22 protein-coding genes and 1 pseudogene are annotated in these 22,817 nt (G+C 69.4%); 8 read left to right on the top strand and 15 right to left on the bottom strand.

Translation table 11 applies throughout. The features are described 5' to 3' along the window. Positions 1-4 precede the first annotated feature (4 nt). From BLV72_RS36585 to BLV72_RS36575, 3 genes are read left to right on the top strand one after another with little or no spacing between them, the layout of a single operon-like run. Positions 5-601, top strand: coding sequence for a flavodoxin family protein (locus tag BLV72_RS36585; protein WP_093470758.1), 597 nt, complete (start codon positions 5-7; stop codon positions 599-601). Continuing rightward, entirely contained in the window at positions 598-2,205 is a 1,608-nt protein-coding gene (locus BLV72_RS36580) for an MFS transporter (protein WP_244321187.1), read from the top strand. Before BLV72_RS36585 ends, BLV72_RS36580 begins: the two co-directional genes overlap by 4 nt. After that, complete coding sequence (locus BLV72_RS36575; protein WP_162003934.1) at positions 2,189-3,067, top strand: LysR family transcriptional regulator; 879 nt, start codon at positions 2,189-2,191, stop codon at positions 3,065-3,067. Before BLV72_RS36580 ends, BLV72_RS36575 begins: the two co-directional genes overlap by 17 nt. Before the next feature lie 23 nt (positions 3,068-3,090). Here the strand turns inward: BLV72_RS36575 and BLV72_RS36570 are convergent, their stop codons facing one another. From BLV72_RS36570 to BLV72_RS50495, 5 genes and pseudogenes are all read right to left on the bottom strand, one after another. Then, positions 3,091-4,260 (bottom strand): sensor histidine kinase, encoded by a 1,170-nt coding sequence (locus BLV72_RS36570; RefSeq protein ID WP_143059834.1) that lies wholly within the window; start codon positions 4,258-4,260, stop codon positions 3,091-3,093. Between the two features lie 144 nt (positions 4,261-4,404). Next, positions 4,405-5,100 carry a response regulator transcription factor gene (locus BLV72_RS36565; protein ID WP_093467778.1) on the bottom strand — a complete coding sequence of 232 codons (696 nt, stop codon included), beginning with the start codon at positions 5,098-5,100 and terminating at the stop codon, positions 4,405-4,407. A gap of 4 nt (positions 5,101-5,104) precedes the next feature. Continuing rightward, the gene (locus BLV72_RS36560; protein WP_143059833.1) at positions 5,105-5,380 is read right to left on the bottom strand and encodes a hypothetical protein; all 276 of its coding nucleotides are present in this window, start codon (positions 5,378-5,380) and stop codon (positions 5,105-5,107) included. Between the two features lie 87 nt (positions 5,381-5,467). Then, positions 5,468-6,181 (bottom strand): SDR family NAD(P)-dependent oxidoreductase, encoded by a 714-nt coding sequence (locus tag BLV72_RS36555; RefSeq protein WP_093467775.1) that lies wholly within the window; start codon positions 6,179-6,181, stop codon positions 5,468-5,470. 217 nt (positions 6,182-6,398) lie between these two features. Then, positions 6,399-6,548 (bottom strand): annotated as a pseudogene (locus BLV72_RS50495) (mycothiol-dependent nitroreductase Rv2466c family protein); the annotation flags it as partial. Between BLV72_RS50495 and BLV72_RS36545 the strand changes: the two are divergent. Beyond that, positions 6,539-7,549, top strand: a complete 1,011-nt coding sequence (locus tag BLV72_RS36545) for a Glu/Leu/Phe/Val dehydrogenase family protein (RefSeq protein WP_167746459.1) — start codon at positions 6,539-6,541, stop codon at positions 7,547-7,549. The pseudogene BLV72_RS50495 and the gene BLV72_RS36545 overlap by 10 nt on opposite strands. Positions 7,550-7,625: 76 nt before the next feature. Here BLV72_RS36545 and BLV72_RS36540 read toward each other — a convergent pair whose 3' ends face one another. From BLV72_RS36540 to BLV72_RS36525, 4 genes are all read right to left on the bottom strand, one after another. Then, a complete protein-coding gene (locus BLV72_RS36540; RefSeq protein ID WP_093467772.1) occupies positions 7,626-8,063 on the bottom strand; it encodes a DUF7919 family protein in 438 nt (145 codons plus the stop codon). Between the two features lie 88 nt (positions 8,064-8,151). Next, positions 8,152-9,021, bottom strand: coding sequence for an ABC transporter permease (locus BLV72_RS36535; RefSeq protein WP_093467771.1), 870 nt, complete (start codon positions 9,019-9,021; stop codon positions 8,152-8,154). Beyond that, on the bottom strand, positions 8,981-9,835 hold the full coding sequence (locus BLV72_RS36530; RefSeq protein ID WP_093467769.1) for an ABC transporter ATP-binding protein: 855 nt from the start codon (positions 9,833-9,835) through the stop codon (positions 8,981-8,983). The genes BLV72_RS36535 and BLV72_RS36530 overlap by 41 nt, the downstream gene beginning before the upstream one ends. Beyond that, on the bottom strand, positions 9,832-10,287 hold the full coding sequence (locus BLV72_RS36525; protein WP_093467768.1) for a MarR family winged helix-turn-helix transcriptional regulator: 456 nt from the start codon (positions 10,285-10,287) through the stop codon (positions 9,832-9,834). Before BLV72_RS36525 ends, BLV72_RS36530 begins: the two co-directional genes overlap by 4 nt. A 148-nt stretch (positions 10,288-10,435) precedes the next feature. On the opposite strand from BLV72_RS36525, the gene BLV72_RS36520 reads away from it, so the two are divergent. Next, positions 10,436-12,409, top strand: coding sequence for an alpha-L-arabinofuranosidase C-terminal domain-containing protein (locus BLV72_RS36520; protein WP_093467766.1), 1,974 nt, complete (start codon positions 10,436-10,438; stop codon positions 12,407-12,409). 22 nt (positions 12,410-12,431) lie between these two features. Here the strand turns inward: BLV72_RS36520 and BLV72_RS36515 are convergent, their stop codons facing one another. The 6 genes from BLV72_RS36515 to BLV72_RS36490 form a co-directional block, all read right to left on the bottom strand. After that, the gene (locus BLV72_RS36515) at positions 12,432-12,902 is read right to left on the bottom strand and encodes a GNAT family N-acetyltransferase (RefSeq protein ID WP_093467765.1); all 471 of its coding nucleotides are present in this window, start codon (positions 12,900-12,902) and stop codon (positions 12,432-12,434) included. Positions 12,903-13,006: 104 nt separating this feature from the next. Continuing rightward, complete coding sequence (locus BLV72_RS36510) at positions 13,007-13,867, bottom strand: ABC transporter permease (protein ID WP_093467763.1); 861 nt, start codon at positions 13,865-13,867, stop codon at positions 13,007-13,009. Then, positions 13,864-14,814 (bottom strand): ABC transporter permease, encoded by a 951-nt coding sequence (locus BLV72_RS36505; RefSeq protein ID WP_093467762.1) that lies wholly within the window; start codon positions 14,812-14,814, stop codon positions 13,864-13,866. Before BLV72_RS36505 ends, BLV72_RS36510 begins: the two co-directional genes overlap by 4 nt. Before the next feature lie 10 nt (positions 14,815-14,824). Further along, on the bottom strand, positions 14,825-16,387 hold the full coding sequence (locus tag BLV72_RS36500) for an ABC transporter substrate-binding protein (RefSeq protein WP_093467760.1): 1,563 nt from the start codon (positions 16,385-16,387) through the stop codon (positions 14,825-14,827). A 251-nt stretch (positions 16,388-16,638) separates the two neighbouring features. After that, a complete protein-coding gene (locus tag BLV72_RS36495) occupies positions 16,639-17,277 on the bottom strand; it encodes a hypothetical protein (RefSeq protein ID WP_143059832.1) in 639 nt (212 codons plus the stop codon). A 130-nt stretch (positions 17,278-17,407) separates the two neighbouring features. Further along, the gene (locus tag BLV72_RS36490; protein WP_167746458.1) at positions 17,408-18,667 is read right to left on the bottom strand and encodes an ROK family transcriptional regulator; all 1,260 of its coding nucleotides are present in this window, start codon (positions 18,665-18,667) and stop codon (positions 17,408-17,410) included. A 147-nt stretch (positions 18,668-18,814) separates the two neighbouring features. Here BLV72_RS36490 and BLV72_RS36485 point away from each other — a divergent pair, with 147 nt between their 5' ends. From BLV72_RS36485 to BLV72_RS36475, 3 genes are all read left to right on the top strand, one after another. Then, positions 18,815-20,218, top strand: coding sequence for a sulfatase family protein (locus BLV72_RS36485; RefSeq protein ID WP_093467756.1), 1,404 nt, complete (start codon positions 18,815-18,817; stop codon positions 20,216-20,218). 150 nt (positions 20,219-20,368) lie between these two features. After that, positions 20,369-22,360 carry an alpha-L-arabinofuranosidase C-terminal domain-containing protein gene (locus BLV72_RS36480; RefSeq protein WP_167746457.1) on the top strand — a complete coding sequence of 664 codons (1,992 nt, stop codon included), beginning with the start codon at positions 20,369-20,371 and terminating at the stop codon, positions 22,358-22,360. Next, positions 22,353-22,817 (top strand): DUF6924 domain-containing protein, encoded by a 465-nt coding sequence (locus BLV72_RS36475; protein WP_093467753.1) that lies wholly within the window; start codon positions 22,353-22,355, stop codon positions 22,815-22,817. Before BLV72_RS36480 ends, BLV72_RS36475 begins: the two co-directional genes overlap by 8 nt.

Genomic DNA, 22,817 nt, shown 5'->3' with positions numbered 1-22,817 from the left:
CGCCTTGACCGACCCGGTACGCATCTCGATCGCCTGTCACGGCGGACGAGGTCACACCGCCAGGCTGGCGGAGGCCGTACGAGCGGGGGCGAGCCGGGTCCCGCACACCGAGGTCGCCTCCATCCGGGTCGACCGGATCACCGATCAGGAATGGCATCGGCTCGACGACGGCGACGCGATCATCTTCGGCGCGCCGACCTATATGGGCACGGCCTCGTCGGCCTTCCACGCCTTCGCGGAGGCGAGCGCCCGACGCTGGCTCACCCGCCGCTGGCAGGACAAGCTGGCGGCGGGTTTCACCAACTCCGGCTCGATGGCCGGAGACAAGGCCGGCACCCTGGGCTTTTTCGCCACCCTCGCCGCACAGCACGGCATGCTCTGGGCCAGCCTCGGCCTGCCCCCCGGTTGGAATTCCTCCTCCGGAAGCGAATTCGACCTGAACCGGCTCGGCTTCTTCCAGGGGGCCGCCGCGCAGTCCGCGGTGGACGACAGATCGGGTGCGGTGCACAAGTCCGACCTCGCCACCGCGGAACACCTCGGGCACCGGGTCGCGGAACTCACCCGGACCCTGGTCGCGGGCAGACGAGCGCTGGCGCCGTGAGCCACCGGACCGCGGCGCCGGCCGCGGCCGGGGGCGAGGGCCCGGCCGTGGCCACCTCCGCCCGGCAGTGGTGGACCGTGGCCGTGGCGGTCCTGGCGCAGACGCTGGTCCTGCTGGACAACACGGTCCTCAACGTGGCGATGGAAACCCTCGCCGATCCGGTGCACGGGCTCGGGGCGAGCTCCGCCGACCTGGCGTGGGCCAACGCCTCGTACTCGCTGGTCTTCGCCGCGGGCAGCTTCGCCGGAGGCGCTCTCGCCGACCGCTACGGGCCGCGCCGCATCCTGGTCACCGGGCTGGTGCTGCTGGCCGGCGCCTCCACCCTGGCCGCGTTCTCGGACGGGGCCACGGAGCTGACCGTCACCCGCGGTTTCATGGGCGCGGGCGGGGCGCTGATCACCCCGGCGACGCTGGCCATCGTCACCCGCGCCAGCGCCCCGACCGACCGGACCCGGGCGATCGCGGTCTGGGCCTCCGCGGGCGGCGCCGCCGTCGCGCTCGGACCGGTGGTGGGCGGTGCGCTGCTGACCCGGTTCTGGTGGGGCTCGGTGTTCCTGGTCAACCTTCCGGTGGTGGCGGTGTGCCTGCTCGGCGTGTGGCTTCTGGTGCCCGGGCTGCGCTACGCCGAGCGCAGGGTGCTCGACCCACTGGGCCTGGCGCTGTCCGTGCTGGGGCTGGGTCTGGTGGTGTACGGCGTCATCCGGGGCGGCCGCCCGGCCGGCTGGTCGAGCCCGGCCACGCTGTTGCCCCTGGCGGTCGGTCTCGCCCTGCTGGCGACGTTCGTGATGTCGCAGAGCCGCCGCGCCGCGCCGGGTTTCGATGTGCGCCTGTTCACCGAGCCGCGCTTCGCGGGCGGCACGGTGACCCTGCTGCTGCTCTTCTTCGGCCTGGCGGGGCAGCTCTTCTACTGCGCCTTCTACCTGCAGGGGGTGCACGGGCTGTCGACGCTGGCCGCCGGGGCCGTGATGGCGGCTGCCGCGGGCGGCATCGTCCTCGGCAACCAGATCTCCCCGACGGTGTCCCGGCTGCTGACCGTCCGCTGGTGCGCGGTGGCCGGGATACTCCTGTCCAGCGTCACCTTCGGCGGCTATGTGTTCTTCGACGCGGGCACCCCGGTGGCCTGGATCGCCGGGATGCTCTTCGCGCAGGGCGCCGGTATCGGCCTGGTGGTGGCGCCGATGACGGCGGAGATGATGGCCTCCCTGCCCCCGCGCTACACCGGCGCCGGCGCGGCGATCAACGCCGCGGCCCGGCCGGTGGGCAGCACCCTCGGGGTCGCGGTGCTCGGCTCGGTGCTCGCCACCGCCTACCGCGGAGCCATCCGGACCTCGCTCACCGATCTGCCTCCCGGGCCACGGGAGACGGCCCTGGACTCCGCGGAGGCCACCCGGGCGGTGGCGCGGTCGCTGAGCCGTCCCGATCTCCTCGCCGCCGCGAACCGGGCCTATCTGCACGCCATGTACGTCACCGCAGCGTGGACGGCGCTGCTGTCCGTGGCCGGTGCCGTTCTCGTCATCGGATATTTCCGGCCGCGACCATCAACGACGGAGGCAGGAAGTGGACATGGGGCTACGCCATCTTCGGATCGTGCTCACCGTGGCTGAGTCGGGCAGCATCAGCCATGCGGCCGCCACGTTGAAGATCGCCCAATCCGGCCTGTCCACTCAGCTCAGACGCATTGAGCAGGAATTCGGCGGGCCGCTGTTCCGCCGCCGCCCGCACGGTGTCGAGCCGACCGAGCTCGGCGTCCATGTCCTGGGCAGGGCACGGCAGTTGCTCGACGAGTTCGGTGATCTGCTCTCCACGGCACGGACCCTGGCCCAGCCGGCCGAACCGCCACAGGCCGTCGGGCTGGGCGGGGTGGACAACCCCTGGGTGCCCCTGATCGCCGTACTCATCCGGGAGCGGCTGCCGCACCACGAACAGCTGACCTATCTGGAACCCTCCTCCCAGGCCGTGCTGGAGCTGCTGCGCACCGAGAAGATCGCGCTCGCGGTCATCAGCGAGTTCCCGGATGTGGTGCCGCCCCCGGTCCGCGAATTCACCGTCCGCGACCTCGACACCGAACCGGTGCTGATCGGCCTCTCCCCCGGCCACCGGCTGGCCCATCGGCAACTGATCACCCTGGAAGAACTGGCCGAGGACACCTGGGTCGCCCCCGGCGACCGCTCCGACGGTCTCGGCCTGAGCCTGAGGATCGCCTGCGAGCGTGCGGGATTCACCCCTCGGTTCCGGTATTTCGGCGCCGACCAGACGACCGCGGCGGCCATCGTGAGCGCCGGGAACGCGATCGGGGCCTTCTTCGCACCGGGCGACCACTGCCCGGGGGTCGCGCTGAAACGGCTGGCGAACGGGCGGCTGTGGCGCCGGACCCGGCTGGTGTGGGACGCCGAGTCGCCGCTGGCCGGGCTCGCCGAAGATCTCGACAGCGGTGCCCTCGACTGGCGCCGGCCGCAGGCCTCATGAGCCGGGCCCCGGCCCCGGTCGCGTCAGTGCCCCGAAACATCCGGCCGTCTGCCTCCCGCGGAGAGGCACGAGGCGATCGTCCGTTGCCGTGGAATGGTCTCCCCGACCCGCGCCGCCGGCAGCTCCACGGTGAACAGCGCACCGTGCCCCGGCCGTCCGGCAGCGATGATCCGCCCGCCATGGCTTTCGACCACCTCGCGGGCCAGCGCCAGTCCGAGCCCGAATCGTCTGCCACGGCCGGCGGCCCCCCTGGCGAACCGCTCGAACATGCGGGTGGCCTCCTCCGGTGCGAACCCCACGCCGGTGTCGCGTACGGACAGCGACACGATGCCGGGAAGCGGGGCCTGCACGGACACCACGACCTCCCCACCGGGCGGAGTGTGCCCCATCGCGTTGTCGACCAGCGCGGCGATCACCCGGCGCAACGCCGACGTGGTGCCCATCACCACATGCTGCCCCGGCCCGCACCGAAGAGCCACGGTCAGCCGCATCGTCTGGGCCCGGGCGTCCTCCGCGGACACCGCCTCCTTGGCGAGCGTGGCCAGGTCGACCGGATCGCGGGACCCCGGCGACTGGGACAGCCGCGCGGACAGCAGCAGATCGTCTATGACGTCACCGAGCTGCCGCGTTCCGGTCACCAGACACCGCAGGTCGGTGGCGAGCTGCTGCGGGGTGGCCGAGTCGGAGCGCCGGACCAGCAACTGGGCGCGGGTGTGCAACTGGGTCAGCGGTGTGCGCAGTTCATGACTGGCGTCCGCGACGAACCGCCGCTGCCGGTCCAGCGCCTCGGAGAGCGGCCGCATCGCCCGTCGCGCGAGCATGCCGCTGGCGACGGCGACGAGCAGCAGACCGACCGCCTCGGCCGCCGCGAAGGCGAGCAGCAGATGGTTGCGGTCGGCGCGCTGGAACCGTTCGCCGTAGGCTGCCTGAACGACCTCCGCGCCACGCCATGCGGTGCGCACCGTGTACTCCTCGCCACCTCGCTTCACCCGTTCCAGCACCGCGGGAGCACCCGCGCGGACCGCGGCCAGGCTGGATCTCACGGGTAGCCCGGCGGGGGTGCCGGGGGTGCTGCTGATCACCCCGTTACGCTCCACGGTCATCCACACGCAGACCGGCGGGCTGTCGATGGTGTTGTGGTCGATGCCCCACTGGGTTTCGCGCTCCGCGTCGGCGCGCTGGGCGAACAGCATGACGCCATAGACGATGACCCGATGATCAACATGATCACCGACATCACCAGCGAGATGCGCCGGGTTATCGTCCACTGGGCGGAGGAGAGCCTCCGCTGCTCGGGCTCGGCGCCGTACGACGCGGGAAGCGGATCGGAAGCGAATTCACAGCGTCCCCATCTGATAGCCGCGCCCGCGCACGGTGCGGACGATGTCCCGGCCCAGTTTCCGCCGCAGGTAGTAGACATAGGTGTCGACAATGGACTCCGCCGAGGTATCGGGAAACACCCGCTCGCGAAGGTGTGAACGGTCGTGCACGATCTTGGGGCCTTCGGCGAGCGCGTGGAGCAGGCCGAATTCCCGCAAGGACAGCTCGATGCCCGTGCCGTCGGCAAGGCGGACCTCGCGGCGCCGCAGGTCCAGCTCTCCGTCGCCGAGCGGAAGGATTTCGGCGCCCGAGAGGTCGCGCCGGTGCAGCGCCCGCACCCTGGCCAGCAGTTCGTCCACTTCGAAGGGCTTGACCAGATAATCGTCCGCGCCCGAATCGAGGCCGGTGACACGCTCGCCGAGTTCACCCAGCGCGGTCAGCACCAGGACCCGGGTGGTCACACCGACCCTCCGTAATCGTTTCACCAGGTCCAGGCCCTCGATGCCCGGAAGCATGCGATCGACGACCATCACCTGATGTCGTCGGCTGAGCCCGAGATGAAGCCCCCGGTGGCCGTCGAATGCCACCTCGACCTCGTAGCCCTCTGAGCTGAACAATTCCGCCAGCATGTCTGCGGTTTCCCGGTCGTCCTCGATCAGTAACAGCCGTGTCTGATCCGCAGTCGACCGGTCTATATCGGCTGGATAGATCATTCGCTCATCTTGGCAGTCCGGACATGGGCACAGCGCGTCGTATCTCGGCCGTCGGACGACGAGTTCCAAAGAGCTTTATCGTCTCGACAGCGCCGACCGTGTCAGCTCCCCACGACGCCGCCAGGATCGGCGTCTGCAGCCGCTCACTGTCGTCGGTCAGCACCACTCTCAGCGCGTCCGCCATCCCGCTCTTGGCGGGCATGAAGCCGATGAAACGCTCCATCCAGGTCCGCAGCGCGTCCACCGGTGGCAGCGTGGCGGCGAGGTGCGGCGCCGCCACGCACAGGCGCCGCACTTCTTGCCGGTAGACCGATCGCCGCCGTTCCGCCGCACCCCAAGACCGGGTGGGGCCGGGTCACCGGCTGACTCAGTGTCCAGCGCTCTGGCCGCCGTCCACGTGCACGATCTCGCCGGTGACGAACGAGGCGTTCTCGAGGTAGACGATCGCGTTGACCACATCGTCGATCTCCCCCATCCGGCCGAGCGGGTGCAGTGCGGCGAGGGCCCGTTGCGTCTCGGGCGGATGCATGGGGGTGCGGATGCTGCCCAATGCGACGGTGTTGACCCGGATGCCACGGGCCGCATACTCGATCGCCAGCTCCCTGGTGACCGCGTTCAGTCCGCCTTTGGTCAGCGAGGCGAGCGCTGAGGGCGTCTGTGAGTTGGCGTGGTCGACCAGGCTCGTGGAAAGGTTCACCACGTGGCCGCCACCCTCCCGGGAGAGCATCGCGGCAATGGCGCTGCGGGAAGTTTCGAAGAAGCCACGCAGGTTGACCCCGGTCACGAGGTCATAGTCCTCGTCGGTGAAGTCGGTGAACGGCTTGGAGACGAAGATCCCGGCGTTGTTGACGAGCGTGTCGACTCGCCCGAACCGGGCCAGGGTCGCGTCGACGATACGGGCGCCCACGCCCGGTTCGGCCACGTCACCACTGACGGTCAGCACGCCGGTATCGCTCGACTCGTCCAGAGAGCGGGCGGTCGCGGTGACCGTGTAGCCGAGCTCGCGGTAGGCGGCGACCAGGGCCGCGCCGATTCCCCGGGAAGCCCCGGTGACGATGGCGGCCTTCTGCACGGTGTTCATTCGACCACCGCTCTCTCCTGTTTCAGGCGCCAGTTGCGATCCGGACGATCGGTCATGCCCGACCGTCGGACTGTCGCCGGTCAGTCCGCGGTTGCTCCGTTGTCTCCATCATGCGCCCGACAGCGGCGCATCCGCATGCCGGGGCGTCGGCACCGGTCTCCCCGGGTTCCGGCGCCCCCGGGGTGTCGCGTCAGGAGGCAGGGCTCAGTCGAAGAGCGCTCATGACGTGCCAGGTGATGTCGACGGGCCGGGCCTTGCGGACCTCCAGCATCCAGCGGGAGGTCAGCCACGTCCACGGGCAGACGGGGTCGAACCAGAGTCGGCCGCTTGTCGGTGCCGCCGGTGAGAATGCCGGGCATGATGACACCGATCCATGCTGATGGCTTCGAGCAGGTCGCGCTCTGCCACGATGAGGAAACCGGGCTCCGGTCGGTCGTCGTGATCCACGACACGACGCTCGGACCGGCCCTGGGCGGGGTGCGGATGCATACGTACCCCGACGAAGACGCCGCCGTGGCGGACGGCATGCGCCTGGCCGAGGCCATGACGCTCAAGGCAGCGGCCGCCGGGCTGGGACTGGGCGGGGGCTGGAGCATCATGATCGGTGACCCGGCGCGCCACCGGAACGAGGGGCCGCTGCGGGCGCACGGCCGTGCCCTCGCGGCCTTCGAGGGGCGGTTCATTCCGGTCAACGACATCGGCACCACGCAGGCCGACATCAAAGTGATCGGGCGGGAGACCTCACCGGTGTGCGCCGCCGGGGATCCCTCTCCCCTGACGGCGCTGGGGGTGCTGGAGGGAATCCGTGCCTGTCTGCGCGCCTCCGGTGGTGACGGCGACCTGGCCGGGGTGCGGGTGTGCGTCCAGGGAGTGGGCAATGTGGGATCGGCCCTGGCCGATCTGCTGGCCGCGGAGGCCGCGGAGTTGATCGTGGCGGACACCGACCCGCGCCGGGCGGACGCCGTCGCGGCGCGGCACGGCGCCCGGGTCGTCGCACCGGAAGTGGCGCCGGCCGTCGCATGCGATGTGCTGGCGCCCTGCGGGCTGGGCAGCGTCGTGACCGACGAGACGCTGCCGCTGCTGGACTGCCGCATCATCGCCGGTGGCGCCAACAACGTCCTGGCCACGCCCGCTCACGCCGCCATGCTTCAGGCGCGTGGAATCCTCTACGCGCCCGATTTCTGCGTGAACGCCGGCGGCCTGATCTTCCTGGAGGAGCAGCTCCTCGGCCACGACAGCGCACACGCCGAGGCACGCGTCCGCCAAGTCGGTGTCCGCGTGGCCGAGGTGATCGACCGCTCACGGCGCATGGGCGTATCCACCGCGGACGCCGCCACCGAACTCGCCCGGGCACGACTGCGCCCGTGACGCGCCGCGCGGACGAGGCCCGATGGCCCCCGATGGCCCCCGATGGCCCCCGATGGCCCCCGATGGCCCCCGATGGCTAGAACCGCGGCATTCCGGAGGGCGGTTCCGGGATCGCCCGCCTTGCCGTCACCGCCTCGATGAACTCCCCTGGCGGGAGGTAGCCGTGGGCGGTGACGTAGTGGAGGACGAGATTGGGGGCGATGAGCCACCGGCCGTCGCGGGCCAGGAGCCTGATCTCGGCGCTGCCGAGGGTGATCTCGGTGCCGTCGACGTTCACCACGACGGGATGGGGCGGCTTTCCCTCCGGGTGTGGGAGGGCGCAGCTCTGCCAACCCCGCATGCGATTGGTGGAGTTGTCCCGACAGAGGACCGCGAGCGCATGGACGAATTCCGTCGGCACCTCACCGCGGGGGAACTCCTGCCGCTCCAGCCACCCGACATTGACCGCCTGGACGCCCTGGGGCACCCCGATGCCGGGGGTGTAGGCGTAAGGGGAGCCGTCCTCGTACCGCACCGCGTGTTCCTCTCGTACTCGTGGGGCATCGCTGATGGCCGCTGCCCCGGCGACAGTACGGTGTGGCGCGCTCCGCACACCGGCCGGGTCAGCGCGCCAGCCGCCCCAGCAGGGAGGAGGCCGCCGTGATACCGGCCGCGGCGGCCAGGAGCAGGACGGCGTAGTCGAGTGCGAGATGGTGCGGGGTGCCGAGCAGCAGTCCGCGCAACACGTCGACCTGGTAGCTCAGCGGATTGGCGGTGCTGACGGCCTGGAGCCAGCCGGGCATGAGCGCCACCGGGTACAGCGCGTTGGAGCCGAAGAACAGCGGCATGGTGATGGCCTGCCCGATGCCCATCAGCCGGTCGCGGGTCAGCACGATCCCGGCGATGGTCATCGACAGGCAGGAGAAGAAGGCCGAGCCCAGGATCACCGCGACGGCCACCCCGAGGAGCCGCAGCGGATTCCAGGTCAGCGCCACCCCGAGCAGCGCCGCGATGACGATCACCACGACCGCCTGGATCAGCGCCTTCACCCCGGAGGCGAATGCCTTGCCGGTGATCAGGGCGGCTCGCGGGGTGGGCGTGACCAGCAGTTTGGTGAGGATGCCGGCGTCCCGCTCCCAGATGATCTGGATCCCGTAGAAGATGGCGATGAACATCGCGGACTGGGCGATGATGCCGGGCGCGAGATAGTCGATGTACGGCGTGCCGCCGGTCGGTATGGCCTTGAGCCGGGTGAACGTCTCACCGAAGATCAGCAGCCAGAGGGCGGGCTGGATGGCCCGGGTGTACAGCTCGGTGCGGTCGTGCCGCAGCTTCTGCAGCTCGACCACGCACATCGCGACGACCCGCGCGGGCAGCACTCGCCATCCGGTGCGGGCGCGCGGCGGGGTCAGCAGCGGATCGGGCCGTCCGTCCGGGACGAGCCCGGCGGCATCAGCCGACCCGGGACGCGGTGCGACGGGTGCTTCGGACATCGCGGAAATCTCCTCCCTGCTCGTCGAGGCCACTTCCGGCGACGTCCCGGAAGACGTCCTCCAGAGTCGGCTTCGGATCGGCCTCGCCCTCCGCCCGGCGGCGGCCGGCCAGCTCGGAGCGGAGCTCGCCGGGCGTGCCGAGTGCGTGAATCCGGCCGCGGTGCATCAGCGCGACCCGGTCGCAGTACTGGTCGGCCTCGTCCATGTAGTGCGTGGTGACCAGCACGGTCATCCCGGTGGCCGCCCGTACCGCGTTGATGTGCTCCCACACGCTGGTCCGGGCGATCGGGTCCAGGCCGATCGTCGGCTCGTCCAGCATCAGCAGCCGGGGCGCGCTGACCAGGGCCTGGGCCAATTCGAGGCGGCGGACCATGCCGCCGGAGTACGTTTTGGCGAGGCGGTCGGCCGCCGGGGTGAGGTCCACGGCCTCCAGCACCCGCGCCACGCGGTCGGCCCGCTCCCGGCGGGGGACGTCGAAGACTCGGGCGAACAGCTCCACGTTCTCCCGGCCGGTGAGCCCGGCGTCGGCGGACAGCTGCTGCGGTACGTAGCCCAGCAGCCGGCGGACCGCCATCCGCTCCTTCGCGGCATCGTGCCCGAACACCCGCACCATGCCGGCGGGGACCGGCAGCAGTGTGGTGATGCAGCGGATCGCGGTGGTCTTGCCCGCTCCGTTGGGTCCCAGCAGCCCGAAGACCTCGCCCGCCCGGACCGACAGCTCCAGGTCGTCGACCGCCTTGGTCTCCCCGAACGTGTATCGCAGGCCCTCGCAGACGAGCGCGACCGCAGATGTGCTTTCCGGGGCGTCGGTCATATCCCATCCATCTCCTCACGCAGGTTCTCGGCCAGCTTGCGCAGCGCCGGAACGGCCGCGGCCAGCGCCGCCCGATCGCTCTCGGACAGCCGCGCCACCTGCTCACTGACCAGTGCGCCGCGCCGTGCCTGCCACTCCCGCAACCGGGTCTCGGCGGCGGGGGTGGTCGTCAGCCGTGCGGAGCGCCGGTCCTCGGGATCGGTCTCGCGGTACAGATAGCCCGCCTTCACCAGCTGGTTGACCAGGGTGGAGACCGAGTTGCCCGCAAGATAGAGCTCCTTGGCCGCGGCCGACACCCGGATCCCGGGCTGGGCCATGACCAGCCGCAACAGCTCCACCTGGGCACCGCGCAGCCGCGGCTCCGCCATCCCGGCCCGCAGCCGCCGCCGGATCAGCCGCTGGACGCCGCCCAGCACATCGGCGAACGAATCGGGGAACTCATCTGTCGCCATGTCTCCACTTTACCTCTCAGTGAGAGGTAATTTTCACCACCCGAGCCCGTCAGGGTCCGGCGGGTCACCTCACAAGAACCACACAAGGCCCTCCCCTACCGTCCCGTGCCCACGGAACGAAGATCGTCCAGGGAACAGAGGGACCACCATGAGTGAGATACGTCGGCACGGGATAGGTCGGCGCCACTTCCTGTACGGCGCGGCCGCGGTGGCGGCCGGCGTCATGAGCAACACCGGGTGCACCCCGGAGGACGCGCGGGGGTCGGGCGGCCAGGGTGGCGTGCCGGTCATCGCCGTCGACGCCCAGCGGCGATCGTTCACGGTGAGCCCGTTCATGACCGGTGTGAACGGGGCCAAGTGGTACGACGACGCCTACGGCATGTGGGATGCGGAGCACAACCGCCCGGCCCCGGGCATCGTCGGGAAGATCAAGAAGGCCGGGGTCGGGATGATCCGGTATCCCGGCGGCACCTCCTCCAATCTTTTCAACTGGCGGGTGACGGTTGGCCCTCAGGAGAGCAGGGGCCGTCAGGTCGAGGGGAAGCAAGGCGCCACCGTCGACAGCCGGTTCGGCCCGGACGAGTACATGGCCTTCATCCGGGAGGTCGGCGCGACGCCACAGATCATGGCGCCGTTCGCCAACTCGACCCCCGACGAGATCGCCGACTGGGTGGCGTACATGAACGCACCCCAGGGGACCACGTGGGGCGACCTCCGGGCGCGGAACGGCCACCCCGAGCCATACGGGGTGCGCTACTGGGAAATCGGCAACGAGCTCTTCGGCAAATACCAGCGCTATTGGATGAGTGCCGACGACGACAAGGCCATGCGGCAGTACGCCTTCGGGGGCACCCAGCGGCAGAAGCGCCAGCGCGTCGGAACACCCACCGACCACCGGCCCTCCGCCGCGGTGAGCAATGGCCAACCGAACCAGAGCTTCACCGTCTGGTACCCGCCCGTCGTACCCAAGAGCCAGACCATCCGCGTCGATGAGGACACGTGGCGCGAGGTCGCCGATCTCGCCTCAGCGGGGGCGGACGACCCCGTCTACACCTTCACGCCGAAGAGCGGCGGCATCCGCTTCGGCGACGGTCGGCACGGGAAGATCCCGCAGAAGGGCTCGAAGATCACCGCCGATTACGACTCCGGACCACACGCCGGTTTCGTCGACTACTACACGAAGATGAAGGCGGTCGATTCCTCCATCGACGTCCTGGCCATCTGGGCGCCCATCGAGGACGGGAAACTGGCGGGCGGGAAGAGCTTCCCGGAGCTCATGGCCGAGCACGGCCACGCGGACACGTACGACGGCATGGCCATCCACCCGTACACCGACTTCTCCCGGGACCTGAAGGCCACGAGCTTCCCCGACAAGCGGGCCGGACACGACTACCAGATGCTCGGCGACGCGGCCGCCGCCACGATGGTCTCCGACCTCACCGCACAGGTGCGCAAACACGGCAAGGACGACGCCTACATCGCCGTCTCCGAATGCGGCGCCCTCTTCTTCGGAGGCGAGCGCGAAGCCGACGCGTATCCCGAGTACACCTACGCCATGTCGCACGCCCTCTATATGGCGTCCCAGTGGGCCCGGTTCGCCGACCTCGGCGTCCGCTGGACCGCGAGCAACGACCTGATCGGGGAGAAACCCGGGCTGTCGCGAACCCTCTTCGGAGGCGCGCCCAGCTTCGTGACCACCCCCGACGCGATCGTGCGCGAGCAGCTCAGCGACTTCTTCCACGGCGGCGGACACGTCGTGGCCAGCGAAGTGAAGGACAACACCGAGGTTTCCACCCGGGAGACACCGCTGGGCTCCTCCTATGACGCGCTGGTCACCACCGCCGCCCTCGACAAGGACGGAGCCTTGAGCGTCCTGGTCGTCAACCGCTCGCCGGAGGACGACATCAAGTCCCGGGTCGAGCTGGGAAGTTTCCGGCATGCCACGACGGTCGACGTGTCCGTGGTGGCGGGCAGGAGCTACGACGACTTCAACGACGCCGAACTCCCCGACGCCGTCACCATCGAAAAGTCCCGCGCCACGGCCCACGGCACCTCCCTGACCTGGACATTCCCAGCACATTCGGTCACGCTTCTGCGATTCCCGCCATCCACGTCGAGCTAGGGCCTGTCCGGCGGATCAAGGTTTAGGTAAGTTCCAGTTCGCCGACGCGCTCGTCCCCGCTCATCTCTCCCGTCAGTCGGAATCCCAGTCCGAGGTAGAAGTCTTCGGGGCCGTCGTTGCCGGGATGCCAGCAAGCCGTCAGGCGGGTGCCTCCGCGGCGGCGGATCTCGGTGGCCACTTCCTGGACCGCGAAGCGACCGTAGCCGCGGCCCTGTTGCCCTGCTGCGATGTTGAGGCGCCACAGGCCCGAGCGGATGTCGGTGCCGGTACCGTCGCCGGCGAAGTCGATGTCGAAGAAGGCCATCAGGAAGCCGACGAGTCGGTCGCCGTCGAGGATGAGTCGGGGCCAGGCGACCTCGGGATGCACGTACGCCTCGGCGAGGGACTTGACGACCGGGGCGACCAGGTGGTCTTGGTCCGGGCGTACCTTCAGGGCGATCGCAGCGTCGAAGTTACTGGGGTCGATCTTTTCCAAGCGGGTCGTGGTGGCCATGCGCGAAGCCTAAAGGTGCAGGCCAGAAGGGTAAACACCTTTTCGGGGTGAGCAGGGTGCGCGCCCGGTCGGGCGTGTGGCAGGCGTGACGTAGGAATCAGGTTTCAGCGGCGCAGCAGGCTCGCGGTGAGACCGTCGGCCACAAGCTGGAATCCCAGTACCAGCAGGGTGACGGCGGCCATCGGGCCGATCGCGTACCAGGGGTTCTGTGCGAGGAAGTTCATGCTTCCCTGCAGCAGCGACCCCAGGGAGGGGGCCGGCGGGGGGATGCCGATCCCGACGTAACTCATGCCGCCCTCGATGAAGACGGCGGTCGACATGGACAGGGCGAACTGGACGATCAGCGGGTCGAGGCCGTTGGGCAGGATGTGGCGCAGCAGGATCCGCACCCGGCCCGAGCCGATGGCCGCGGCCGCCACGACATAGTCGCGCTGCCGCTCGCTGACGACCGAGGACCGGATGAGGCGGCCGAACAGTGGCACATTGACCAGGGCGATGGTCACCATGACCGCGGTGCGTCCAGAGCCGATGAGCATGGCGACCGTGACACCCGCCACGAGCGCGGTGAACGACAGCATCACGTCGAACGCCCGCTGGACGACGGTGTCGAGCCACCGGGCCAGTCCGCTCGCGAGGCCGATGAGGATCCCGGCGAGGGCACCGATCGGGACGGCTATCACGGTGGCGAACACGTCCTGGCGCAGCCCGTACAGCACCCGGGAGAACAGGTCGCGGCCGTATTCGTCGGTGCCGAGCGGGTGGGTTGACGACGGATCGGCGAGGGCGAGCGGCCCTTGTTGGGTCGGCGAGGCGGGTGCCAGAAGCGGGGCCAGCACACCGGCCAGGACGAGCACGACGACGAGTCCGAGCCCCATGCTCAGCACCGGGCGGCGCGGCGGCCGCGGCCGACCTCCGCCACGGACGGCGACGGTGGCCGTCGGCGGTGCCTCAGTGCTGGTGGTCATGCTCGCTCCATCCTGAGTCGGGGATCGACGGCCGCGTGCAGCAGATCGGTCAGGGTCTGCAGGACGACGAACACCGTGACCGTGATGAGCAGCAGATTCTGCACGACGAAGTAGTCGCTGCTCTTGAGAGAGTCGATGATGAGCTGGCCCACGCCCGGCCAGGCGAAGATGGCCTCCACCACGATCGCCCCGCCGAGCATCTGGCCGATCTGAATGCCGAGGACGGTGAGCACCGGCGGCAGGGCGTTCGGAAGCGCGTGGCACAGGACGATCCGGCGCCGCCGCAGGCCCTTCGCCGTGCCGATGCGGATGTAGTCCTCATCGAAAACCCGCCGGATCGATGTCGACAGGAAGCGCGCGAGTACGGCGGCGGCGGGCAGGGCCAGGGCGAGGGCCGGCATGATCAGGTACTGCACCCCGATCTCCGGGTCCGCGGTCAGGGAGATGTGGCCGCCCGCGGGCAGGATCCGATGGGTGATGGCGAACACCATCACCAGGAGCACTCCGCTGACATAGGGCGGTATCGCGAAGGCCAGTGCCGTCGCGGCGGCGGTCGCGCCGCGGATGAGGCGGCCTTTGGCCACGCCGAGCACAAGCCCGGCCGGGCCACCGAGCAGGACCGCCAGGACGATGGCGCCGAGGGTGAGTTCAAGGGTGTTGCCGAGGCCGTTGCCGATCAGGGTGGCGACCGGCACTCCGCGTACATAGGACTCCCCGAGGTCGCCCGTCAGCACCCCGCCGAGCCAGGACAGGTACTGCCGGGGCAGCGAAGCGTCCAGTCCCAGCTGGTGCCGGACCGCGGCCACGGTCTTGGCGGAGGCGTCCGGGCCCGCGGCGAGCACGGCGGGGTCGCCGGGCGCCAGGTGGAGAACGCCGAAGACCACGACCGACGCGATGGCCAGCACCACCAGGGCCGAGGGGACACGCCGGAGGGCGTAGCGGAGCATGGGATCCTCCTCATGCCAGGTAGGCATTGTCGAGGTCGATGCCGTCGTACATGGTCCAGGTCAGACCGTGGAGCGAATCCTGAATGGCATATGTATGGGTGCTGTTGATCAGGTCGATGACGAACTGTTCCTCAAGGAGCAGTTCGTTGAGGTCCCGGTAGGCGGCGGTCAGCGCGTCGCCCTTGCCGGTCCAGATCTCTTCGGCCAGGCGGCTGTACTCGGGATCGCGGAAGTTGGACGCGTTGTGCTGGGCATTGAAGGGCCAGGCGCCTTTGACGAGGGTCGACGGAGTCAGTTGCCCGAAGCCGTGGCCGTTGACGAACAGGCCGGGGATCTTCCCGCTGACGAACAGCTTCTGATACTCGGCGTCCTGCTTGGGTCGCAGCCGGCAGGTGAGGCCGATGTCCTCGAGGTTCGCCTGCACGATCTGGGCGATCGCGGCGTTGGTCGCCAGCGTGTTGCTGTAGTACAGGTCGACCTTGGCGTCGGCCGCGCCGGCCTGTCGCAGCAGACGTTTCGCCTTCTCCGGATTCAGCGTGTAGGCCGCTGCCCGATCGGGGTCCCAGGCGGCCGAGGCCGGTGACCACGGCAGGCTGCTCGGTCGGCCGATCCCGCCCAGGGCCTGGGCGAGCACGCGCTCCCGGTCGACCGCCCAGGCCACTGCCTGCCGTACCTCGGCCTTGTCCAGCGGGGGCACTGTGACGTTGGCCCCGATGTAATAGGTGAGATCGTGGGCGTCGGACTGCACCAGGCGGAATCCCGGCCGGTCACGGATGCCGGCGGCGTCGAGTGGCGAGAGGTCGAGGGCCAGATGTGTCTGCCCGGAGCGCAAGGAGGCCACGGCGGTGGACGACTGCGCGGCGATCGCGATCTCTATGCCGTGGAGGTAGGGACGGCCGGGTTTCCAGTAGTGGCGGTTGCGTTTCAGTGAGATCGACGAGCCCGGCTTGTAGGACTCGACGGTGAACGGCCCGGTGCCGATGATCTCCCGTCCCGAGGCGAGATCGGCCACCGACTCCCGGTCGATCACGACCATCATCTCGAACATGTCCCACACATTGCTGACGGCCTTGCCGAAGCCCACGGTGACTTCGTGAGCGCCGGTCCGCTCGGCGGAGGTGACCTGCCGAGCCACGGCCTTGACCTGGGAGCTGGTGGTGTCCTTGGTCAGGTGGTCCAGGACGAACACGACGTCGTCCGGTCCGAAGGGGCGGCCCGAGTGGAACGTCACGTCGTCACGGAGCTGGAAGACATGGGTCCGTCCGCCGTCCGACACCCGCCAGCTCTTCGCGAGCGACGACCTGGGCCGCAGAGTCCTGTGGTCCAGCTCGGTCAGGGTGTTGAAAACCGTGCGGCTCACCGAGAAGTTCGGGTTGATCTGCGACAGCAGGAACGCGGGGAGGATGTCCGTGCCCTGGACCATGTGCAGGGTGCCGCCGTGGCGCGGCCCGCCCCCGGACCCCTGCTGTTCCGCGACGGCACTGCGGCAGGCGGTGTTCAACGGGCCCGTACCGAGCAGGAGTCCCGCGGCGAGGACCGTGCGGCGGGCCGGCTGACCACGTTGTCCGGTCACGCTGACTCCTACCGGTCGGTTGACCACACGAGCCGCTTGCCCGCGTGATGGTCGGCGAGGTCGGGGACGGGGTGGGAGCAGGCGGCGTCGGGGCAGCCCGCGCCGCACCGCAGCCTCTCCCACCCTTTAAATTAGAGTAGTTTATTTAACTACGCTGGAGTGACCTTGCAACCAAAACCCAGGGAGGTCAAGGGTCCCGCCGGGTGAGCCTGCCGCGGGATCCCCCGGTTCCCGCGGCCGCCAACGCCGCGTCAGCCGATGGAAAGACCCAGGTCCGTCACATACCAGCGACCGTCCACGACGGCGGCCTCGACCCTGACACCCATCTCGTCCTCCTTCACTCCGGTGGAGTTCGACAGGACGATGGCCTTCAACGTCTGGCCGTCCACGGTGATCTGCTCGCCGTCGACCGTCGCCTTCTTCTCCGCGACCGGGACCTTCGCCACCTTCACCGTCGGGGGATTCTTCGGCTGATCAGGGGCGAACGAGGCGTGCAGACGGTGTATTTGCTGCTTCATCTGCTGGGCTTGCGGTGTGTCGCCGCCGCACATCGCCGCCGTGTTGGGCTTCGCGGGAGACCCGTCGGTGGCCGAAGTCGCCATGACCAAGCAGGCCTTCTTGGGACGGTCCTGTACGACCCCGGTGACCCAGGTGGCCACCGCCTCCTGCACCGTGGACTGACCACCGGGCCGCCCCTTCGGGGAGGGGGTGGGTTCGGCGCTGGTGCCGGTCGAGGCAGACGGGGCGGCCGAGGCCGAGCCGTCCGGGCCCTTCGACTTCGTGGAGTCCGAGTCCGTCGAACACCCCGTGAGGGCCGGCGCCGCGGCCAGCAGCACACATACGCCGGCGATCCAGCCGGCAGCCGTCTTCTTCGGCATCGCGGTTTTCATGCGGTTCACGCTCTCTGGTAGTTCATCATCGGTGGAACCCCGGATGGTCCTCGTCGCCATCCACACATGGCCGGATATTCGGCCGGCCGGGACGGACGCAGAGGTGGCCGGTGGGGCATTCGGCAGGAAATCAGGCCGCCCTGGGGGCGGGGGCGAGGGGGTCGAGGTAGTCCGTCTCGGCCGTGTCGAGGGCGAGGCGTACGGCACCGGTGACCACGGCATGCTCGCGCAACGGCGAGGCTTCGATGCGGGGGACGCGCGGAACGAGGTCGGTCAGCCGGCGCCGCAGCGGCGGCAGCAGAACGTCTCCCGCTCCCGCCACGGCACCGGTGACCACCACCAGTTCGGGGGCGAGCAGCATCGTCAGCGTGGCGATCGCGCGGGCGGCCGCCTCCAGCCCCTCCTCCAGGGCCCCGGCGGCGCCGAGGTCGCCCCGGCGGACGGCTTCGAAGACATCCCTCGCGCTCACGCGGCGCGGGTCCGCGTCGGTCAGTGTGCGCAGCTCGGCGCCCGGTGCGCCGGGGCGCGGCGGGGTGGCTCGGGCCGCCGCCTCGGCGACCAGGGACGCTCCCCGCTCCCGGACCGATCTCGCGATGCCGTCGTCGCGGGAGTAGTCACCCATCAGGGACAGGAAACCGAGGTCCCGGGCGCTGTTGGCCTGGCCGCGCACCAGGGTGCCGCCGGTGCACATGCCCACCCCCAGCCTCTCCCCCGCCAGCAGACAGACGACATCCTGGGAGGTGCCCGCACATCCGCGCCAGCGCTCGCCGATGAGCGCCAGGTTGCAGTCGTTCTCCACGCACACCCGCGCGGAGAAGTCCCGGGCCAGCGCGGCGCGGAGGTCGACCCCGAGGAAGCCCGGGATGCCGGTGCGCTGCTGTACGACGCCGTCGGCGTCGACGGGGCCGCTGGTGCCCACGCAGACCGCCAGTACCTGCTCATCGCGCAGCCCGGCGGTGCGCACCACCTCGACGGCGAGCTTGCGCACCCGCGTGATGCGCTGCTCCGGGCCGACCGACGGGTCACCGAACGCGATCCGCGCCTCGGCGACGAAGGCTCCCCGCAGATCGGCGACGACGACGCGGACACTGTGTGCGCCGATGTCGATGCCCAGAACATAACCGGCGGTCGCCGCGAACGAGAAGACCCTCGATGGCCTACCGCGCCCGGAGAGTCGCCCGTCGACGCGATCGCTGCTCTCCCGGACCCAGCCGAGCTCGACGAGGTGGTGCGCGGCGGCGTGCACGGTGGGCCGCGACATGCCGGTGGCATCCACCAAGTCGCCGGAGGACATCTCCGCCCGCTTCGCGGGGCGTTCCCGCAGCTTTGCCAGGATGCGGGCGGCGTTGACCCTCCGGGCCAGGGCGGATGTAGCGATATCGCCCGGCATCTGCTGCGGCGCTCCTCTCGACTGCGCACTGAGGACATTGACGAGTACGGGATCTTGACCCCGGCGCGCGCGGCCTGGAAGTCTAGCGCACGGCTTGCTTAAATAAAATACTCTCATAAAAAACAAGGGACAGGAGGGCCACGCACGATGACCCGCAGCGCTTCTCCCTCCGGCCCCACCACGTCCACGCGGCGTCCGAACGTCCTCGTCTTCTTCACCGACCAGCAGCGCTGGGACACCACCGGTCTGCACGGGAACCCGCACGGGCTCACGCCGGTCCTCGACCGCCTTGCCGCGGAGGGGGTGAGCGTGGACCACTCCTTCACCTGTCAGCCCGTGTGCGCGCCCTCCCGCGCCAGCCTCCAGACCGGGCAGTACCCGACCACCACCGGCGTCTTCCGCAACGGCCTCGCCCTCCCCCGGGACACTCCGTCCCTGGCCCGCTCCTTCCGGGACGCGGGCTATACCACCGGCTACATCGGCAAGTGGCATCTCGCCGGCGACCACACCGCCGGGCCGGTGCCGGAGGAGGACCGGGCGGGTTACGAACACTGGCTCGCCGCCAACCTGCTGGAATTCACCTCGGACGCCTACGAGACCACGCTGTACGACGGCAGTGGCTCCCCGCACCCGTTCGAGGGCTACCGCGCCGACGCGCTCGGCACCGCCGCGATCGACTTCATCGACCACGCCCGCGGCCGGGGCCAGGGCCAGGATCAGGACCGGCCGTTCTTCCTCTTCCTGTCCTTCCTGGAGCCCCACCACCAGAACTCCCGCGACGACTATCCCGCCCCGAACGGCTACCGCGACCGCTATGCCCCTCCCTGGGTGCCGTCCGATCTCGCTGCCCTCGGCGGCGGCAACTGGGCCGAGCATCTGCCCGGTTACTACGGAATGGTGCGTCGGCTCGACGAGGTGCTCGGCCGCATCGTGTCCGCCCTGGAGCGGCGCGGGGAGATGGCCGAGACCGTCATCCTCTTCACCTCCGACCACGGCTGCCACTTCAAGACCCGCAACGACGAGTACAAGCGCAGTGTGCACGACGCCTCCCTGCGCGTGCCCACCGTGCTGCGGGGGCCGGGGCTGCGCGGTGGCGTGCGCCTCCCGGAGCTGGTCAGCCATGTCGACCTGCCGCCCACGTTGTTGCGGGCCGCGGGCATACCCGTGCCGCCACAGATGCAGGGACGGTCCCTGCTGCCACTGCCACACAGCACGGACGGCGCCGAGTGGCCACGCGAGGTGCTCTTCCAGATCAGCGAATCGGAGGTCGGGCGAGGGCTGCGGACCGACCGCTGGAAGTATGCCGCGACCGCGCCGGGCGCCGACGCCTGGAACGAACCGCGCGCCGAGCGGTATCAGGACGCCTACCTCTATGACCTGCACTCCGACCCCGATGAGTTGAGGAACCTCGTGGACGACCCGACTCATGAGGACGTCCTGGTGAAGCTGAGACGGCGGCTGGCGCAGCGCATCGTCGACTCGGGCGAACCGCGGCCCTCGATCACCGCGAGGGAGACGGCCCCGAAGGCCGTATCCGAGGACAGCGTCTAGGCCGGTCGGGCAGCGGCTCCTCACATGAATCCCACAAAGACAGCATTTACCGTCCTCTTCACGAAGACGTACAACTCGTGGGAGGTTGCGCCATGTTCGGCAGTCGCCGTTCGCGTGTCCTCGGCCCCTTCGGAAGGAGCGAGAGCGCGCATGAGTGAAATAGGTCGGCGCCACTTCCTGTACGGCGCGGCCGCCGCGGTGGCCGGCGTCATGGGCACCGGGTGTACCCCGGACGACCTGACGGGGTCGAGCGGCCCGGACGGCGTGCCGGTCATCGCCGTCGACGCCCAGCGGCGATCGTTCACGGTGAGCCCGTTCATGACCGGTGTGAACGGGGCCAAGTGGTACGACGACGCCTACGGCATGTGGGACCCGAAGCACAACCGCCCGGCCCCGGGCATCGTCGGAAAGATCAAGAAGGCCGGAATCGGGATGATCCGGTATCCCGGCGGCACCTCCTCCAACCTGTTCAACTGGAAGGGGGCCATCGGCCCCCAGGCGGACCGGACTCGCCAGGTGGAGGCGCAAGAAGGGGTACCCGTCGACAGCCGGTTCGGGCCGGACGAGTACATGGCCTTCATGCGGGAGGTCGGCGCCACTCCGGAGATCATGGCGCCGTTCGCCAACTCGACCCCCGACGAGATCGCCGACTGGGTGGCGTACATGAACGCACCCCAGGGGACCACGTGGGGCGACCTCCGGGCGCGGAACGGCCACCCCGAGCCCTACGGCGTGCGCTACTGGGAAATCGGCAACGAGCTGCACGGAGAGAACCAGCGCTACTGGATGAGCGCCGACGACGACAAGGCCATGCGGCAGTACGCCTTCGGGGGCACCCAGCGGCAAAAGCGCCAGCGCGTCGGAACACCCACCGACCACCGGCCCTCCGCCGCGGTGAGCAATGGCCAACCGAACCAGAGCTTCACCGTCTGGTACCCGCCCGTCGTACCCAAGAGCCAGACCATCCGCGTCGATGAGGACACCTGGCGCGAGGTCGCCGATCTCGCCTCGGCCGGAGCGGACGACCCCGTCTACACCTTCGACCCGCGCAGCGGCAGGATCCGCTTCGGCGACGGACACCACGGAGAGGTCCCCCGGAAGGGCTCGGAGATCACCGCCGATTACGACTCCGGACCACACGCCGGTTTCGTCGACTACTACACGAAGATGAAGGCGGTCGATCCGACCATCGAGGTGCTCGCCATCTGGGCGCCCATCGAGGACGGGAAACCGGCGGGCGGGAAGAGCTTCCCGGAGCTCATGGCCGAGCACGGCCACGCGGACGCGTACGACGGCATGGCCATCCACCCGTACACCAACTTCTCCCGGGACCTGAAGGCCACGAGCTTCCCCGACAAACAGGCCGGACACGACTATCAGATGCTCGGCGAAAGGGCCGCCGCGAAGATGGTCTCCGACCTCATCGCGCAGGTACGCGCACACGGCAAGGATCGCGCCTATGTCGCCGTCTCCGAATGCGGCGCCCTCTTCTTCGGGAAGAAGAACGATTCCAAGGACTATCCCGAATACTCCTATGCCATGTCGCACGCCCTCTATATGGCGTCCCAATGGGCCCGGTTCGCCGACCTCGGTGTCCGCTGGACCACGGGCAACGGCCTGATCGGGAAGAAGCCGGGACTGCAGCGGACGCTGTTCGGAGGCGCGCCCGGCTTCGTGACCACCCCGGAAGCGATCGTGCGCGAGCAGCTCAGCGACTTCTTCCACGGCGGCGGACACGTCGTGGCCAGCGAAGTGAAGGGCAACACCGAGGTTTCCACCCGGGAGACACCGCTGGGCTCGTCCTACGAGGCACTGGTGACGAATGCCACCGTCGACAAGGACGGAACGCTCAACCTTCTCGTCGTCAACCGCTCACCGGAGGACGACATCAAGTCCCGGGTCGAGCTGGAAAGTTCCCAGCATGCCACGACGGTCGACGTATCCGTGGTGGCGGGCAGGAGCTATCACGACTTCAACGACGCCGAACACCCCGACGCCGTCACCATCGAAAAGTCTCGCGCCACGGCCCACGGCACCTCCCTGACCTGGTCATTTCCAGCACACTCGGTCACGCTCCTGCAATTCTCACCGGAAAAGGCAGGAGCTACATCGAGCGACAAGAAGAGGACTTCCCATGCGTGACCCCGCCATGCCACCGACCATCGATTTCACCCATCACGACTTCGAAGCCGAAGCCCTTGTCGTGCGTACGGACTTCTCGGACGACGTGGCGTGGCGGACAGTCGTCGATCTGCTCCACCAGCCCGACGACAACGGTTTCGAGGTGCGCACCTTCCTGCTCGACGACCGTGCGTTCGCCGGGGCGAGTCCGGACGACGTGATATCCGCTGCCGCCGAACCCGCCCTCGAAGTCGTGTTCTTGGCCGATGCCGTCACCATGACCGGCGACCACCCCCTGCTCGCGGTTTCGACCAGAAGCCAGGAGCTGGAGGACGGGGACATGGAGCTCGACCGCGCATTCCGACTGACGCCCCCGAATGTCAATGTGATGCATGTGAACCTGGCCATCGGACATATGGACTTCTGGGAATTCGCCTATCACGCGGCACGCGCCACCGATCGCGTCCTCCGCTTGTGA

The sequence above is a fragment of the Streptomyces melanosporofaciens genome (genome assembly GCF_900105695.1).
Taxonomy (GTDB): Bacteria; Actinomycetota; Actinomycetes; order Streptomycetales; family Streptomycetaceae; genus Streptomyces; species Streptomyces antimycoticus.
This window is presented reverse-complemented; position numbering and strand designations above follow the sequence as displayed.

What these genes read in the sequence shown, in the direction of transcription:
- BLV72_RS36570 (WP_143059834.1), bottom strand. Translation starts at nt 4,260, where the DNA reads ATGCTGTTCGCCCAGCGCGCCGACGCGGAGCGCGAAACCCAGTGGGGC.
- BLV72_RS36565 (WP_093467778.1), bottom strand. Translation starts at nt 5,100, where the DNA reads ATGATCTATCCAGCCGATATAGACCGGTCGACTGCGGATCAGACACGG.
- BLV72_RS36555 (WP_093467775.1), bottom strand. Translation starts at nt 6,181, where the DNA reads ATGAACACCGTGCAGAAGGCCGCCATCGTCACCGGGGCTTCCCGGGGA.
- BLV72_RS36545 (WP_167746459.1), top strand. Translation starts at nt 6,539, where the DNA reads ATGATGACACCGATCCATGCTGATGGCTTCGAGCAGGTCGCGCTCTGC.
- BLV72_RS36535 (WP_093467771.1), bottom strand. Translation starts at nt 9,021, where the DNA reads ATGTCCGAAGCACCCGTCGCACCGCGTCCCGGGTCGGCTGATGCCGCC.
- BLV72_RS36530 (WP_093467769.1), bottom strand. Translation starts at nt 9,835, where the DNA reads ATGACCGACGCCCCGGAAAGCACATCTGCGGTCGCGCTCGTCTGCGAG.
- BLV72_RS36525 (WP_093467768.1), bottom strand. Translation starts at nt 10,287, where the DNA reads ATGGCGACAGATGAGTTCCCCGATTCGTTCGCCGATGTGCTGGGCGGC.
- BLV72_RS36520 (WP_093467766.1), top strand. Translation starts at nt 10,436, where the DNA reads ATGAGTGAGATACGTCGGCACGGGATAGGTCGGCGCCACTTCCTGTAC.
- BLV72_RS36515 (WP_093467765.1), bottom strand. Translation starts at nt 12,902, where the DNA reads ATGGCCACCACGACCCGCTTGGAAAAGATCGACCCCAGTAACTTCGAC.
- BLV72_RS36510 (WP_093467763.1), bottom strand. Translation starts at nt 13,867, where the DNA reads ATGACCACCAGCACTGAGGCACCGCCGACGGCCACCGTCGCCGTCCGT.
- BLV72_RS36505 (WP_093467762.1), bottom strand. Translation starts at nt 14,814, where the DNA reads ATGCTCCGCTACGCCCTCCGGCGTGTCCCCTCGGCCCTGGTGGTGCTG.
- BLV72_RS36495 (WP_143059832.1), bottom strand. Translation starts at nt 17,277, where the DNA reads ATGAAAACCGCGATGCCGAAGAAGACGGCTGCCGGCTGGATCGCCGGC.
- BLV72_RS36490 (WP_167746458.1), bottom strand. Translation starts at nt 18,667, where the DNA reads ATGCCGGGCGATATCGCTACATCCGCCCTGGCCCGGAGGGTCAACGCC.
- BLV72_RS36485 (WP_093467756.1), top strand. Translation starts at nt 18,815, where the DNA reads ATGACCCGCAGCGCTTCTCCCTCCGGCCCCACCACGTCCACGCGGCGT.
- BLV72_RS36480 (WP_167746457.1), top strand. Translation starts at nt 20,369, where the DNA reads ATGAGTGAAATAGGTCGGCGCCACTTCCTGTACGGCGCGGCCGCCGCG.
- BLV72_RS36475 (WP_093467753.1), top strand. Translation starts at nt 22,353, where the DNA reads ATGCGTGACCCCGCCATGCCACCGACCATCGATTTCACCCATCACGAC.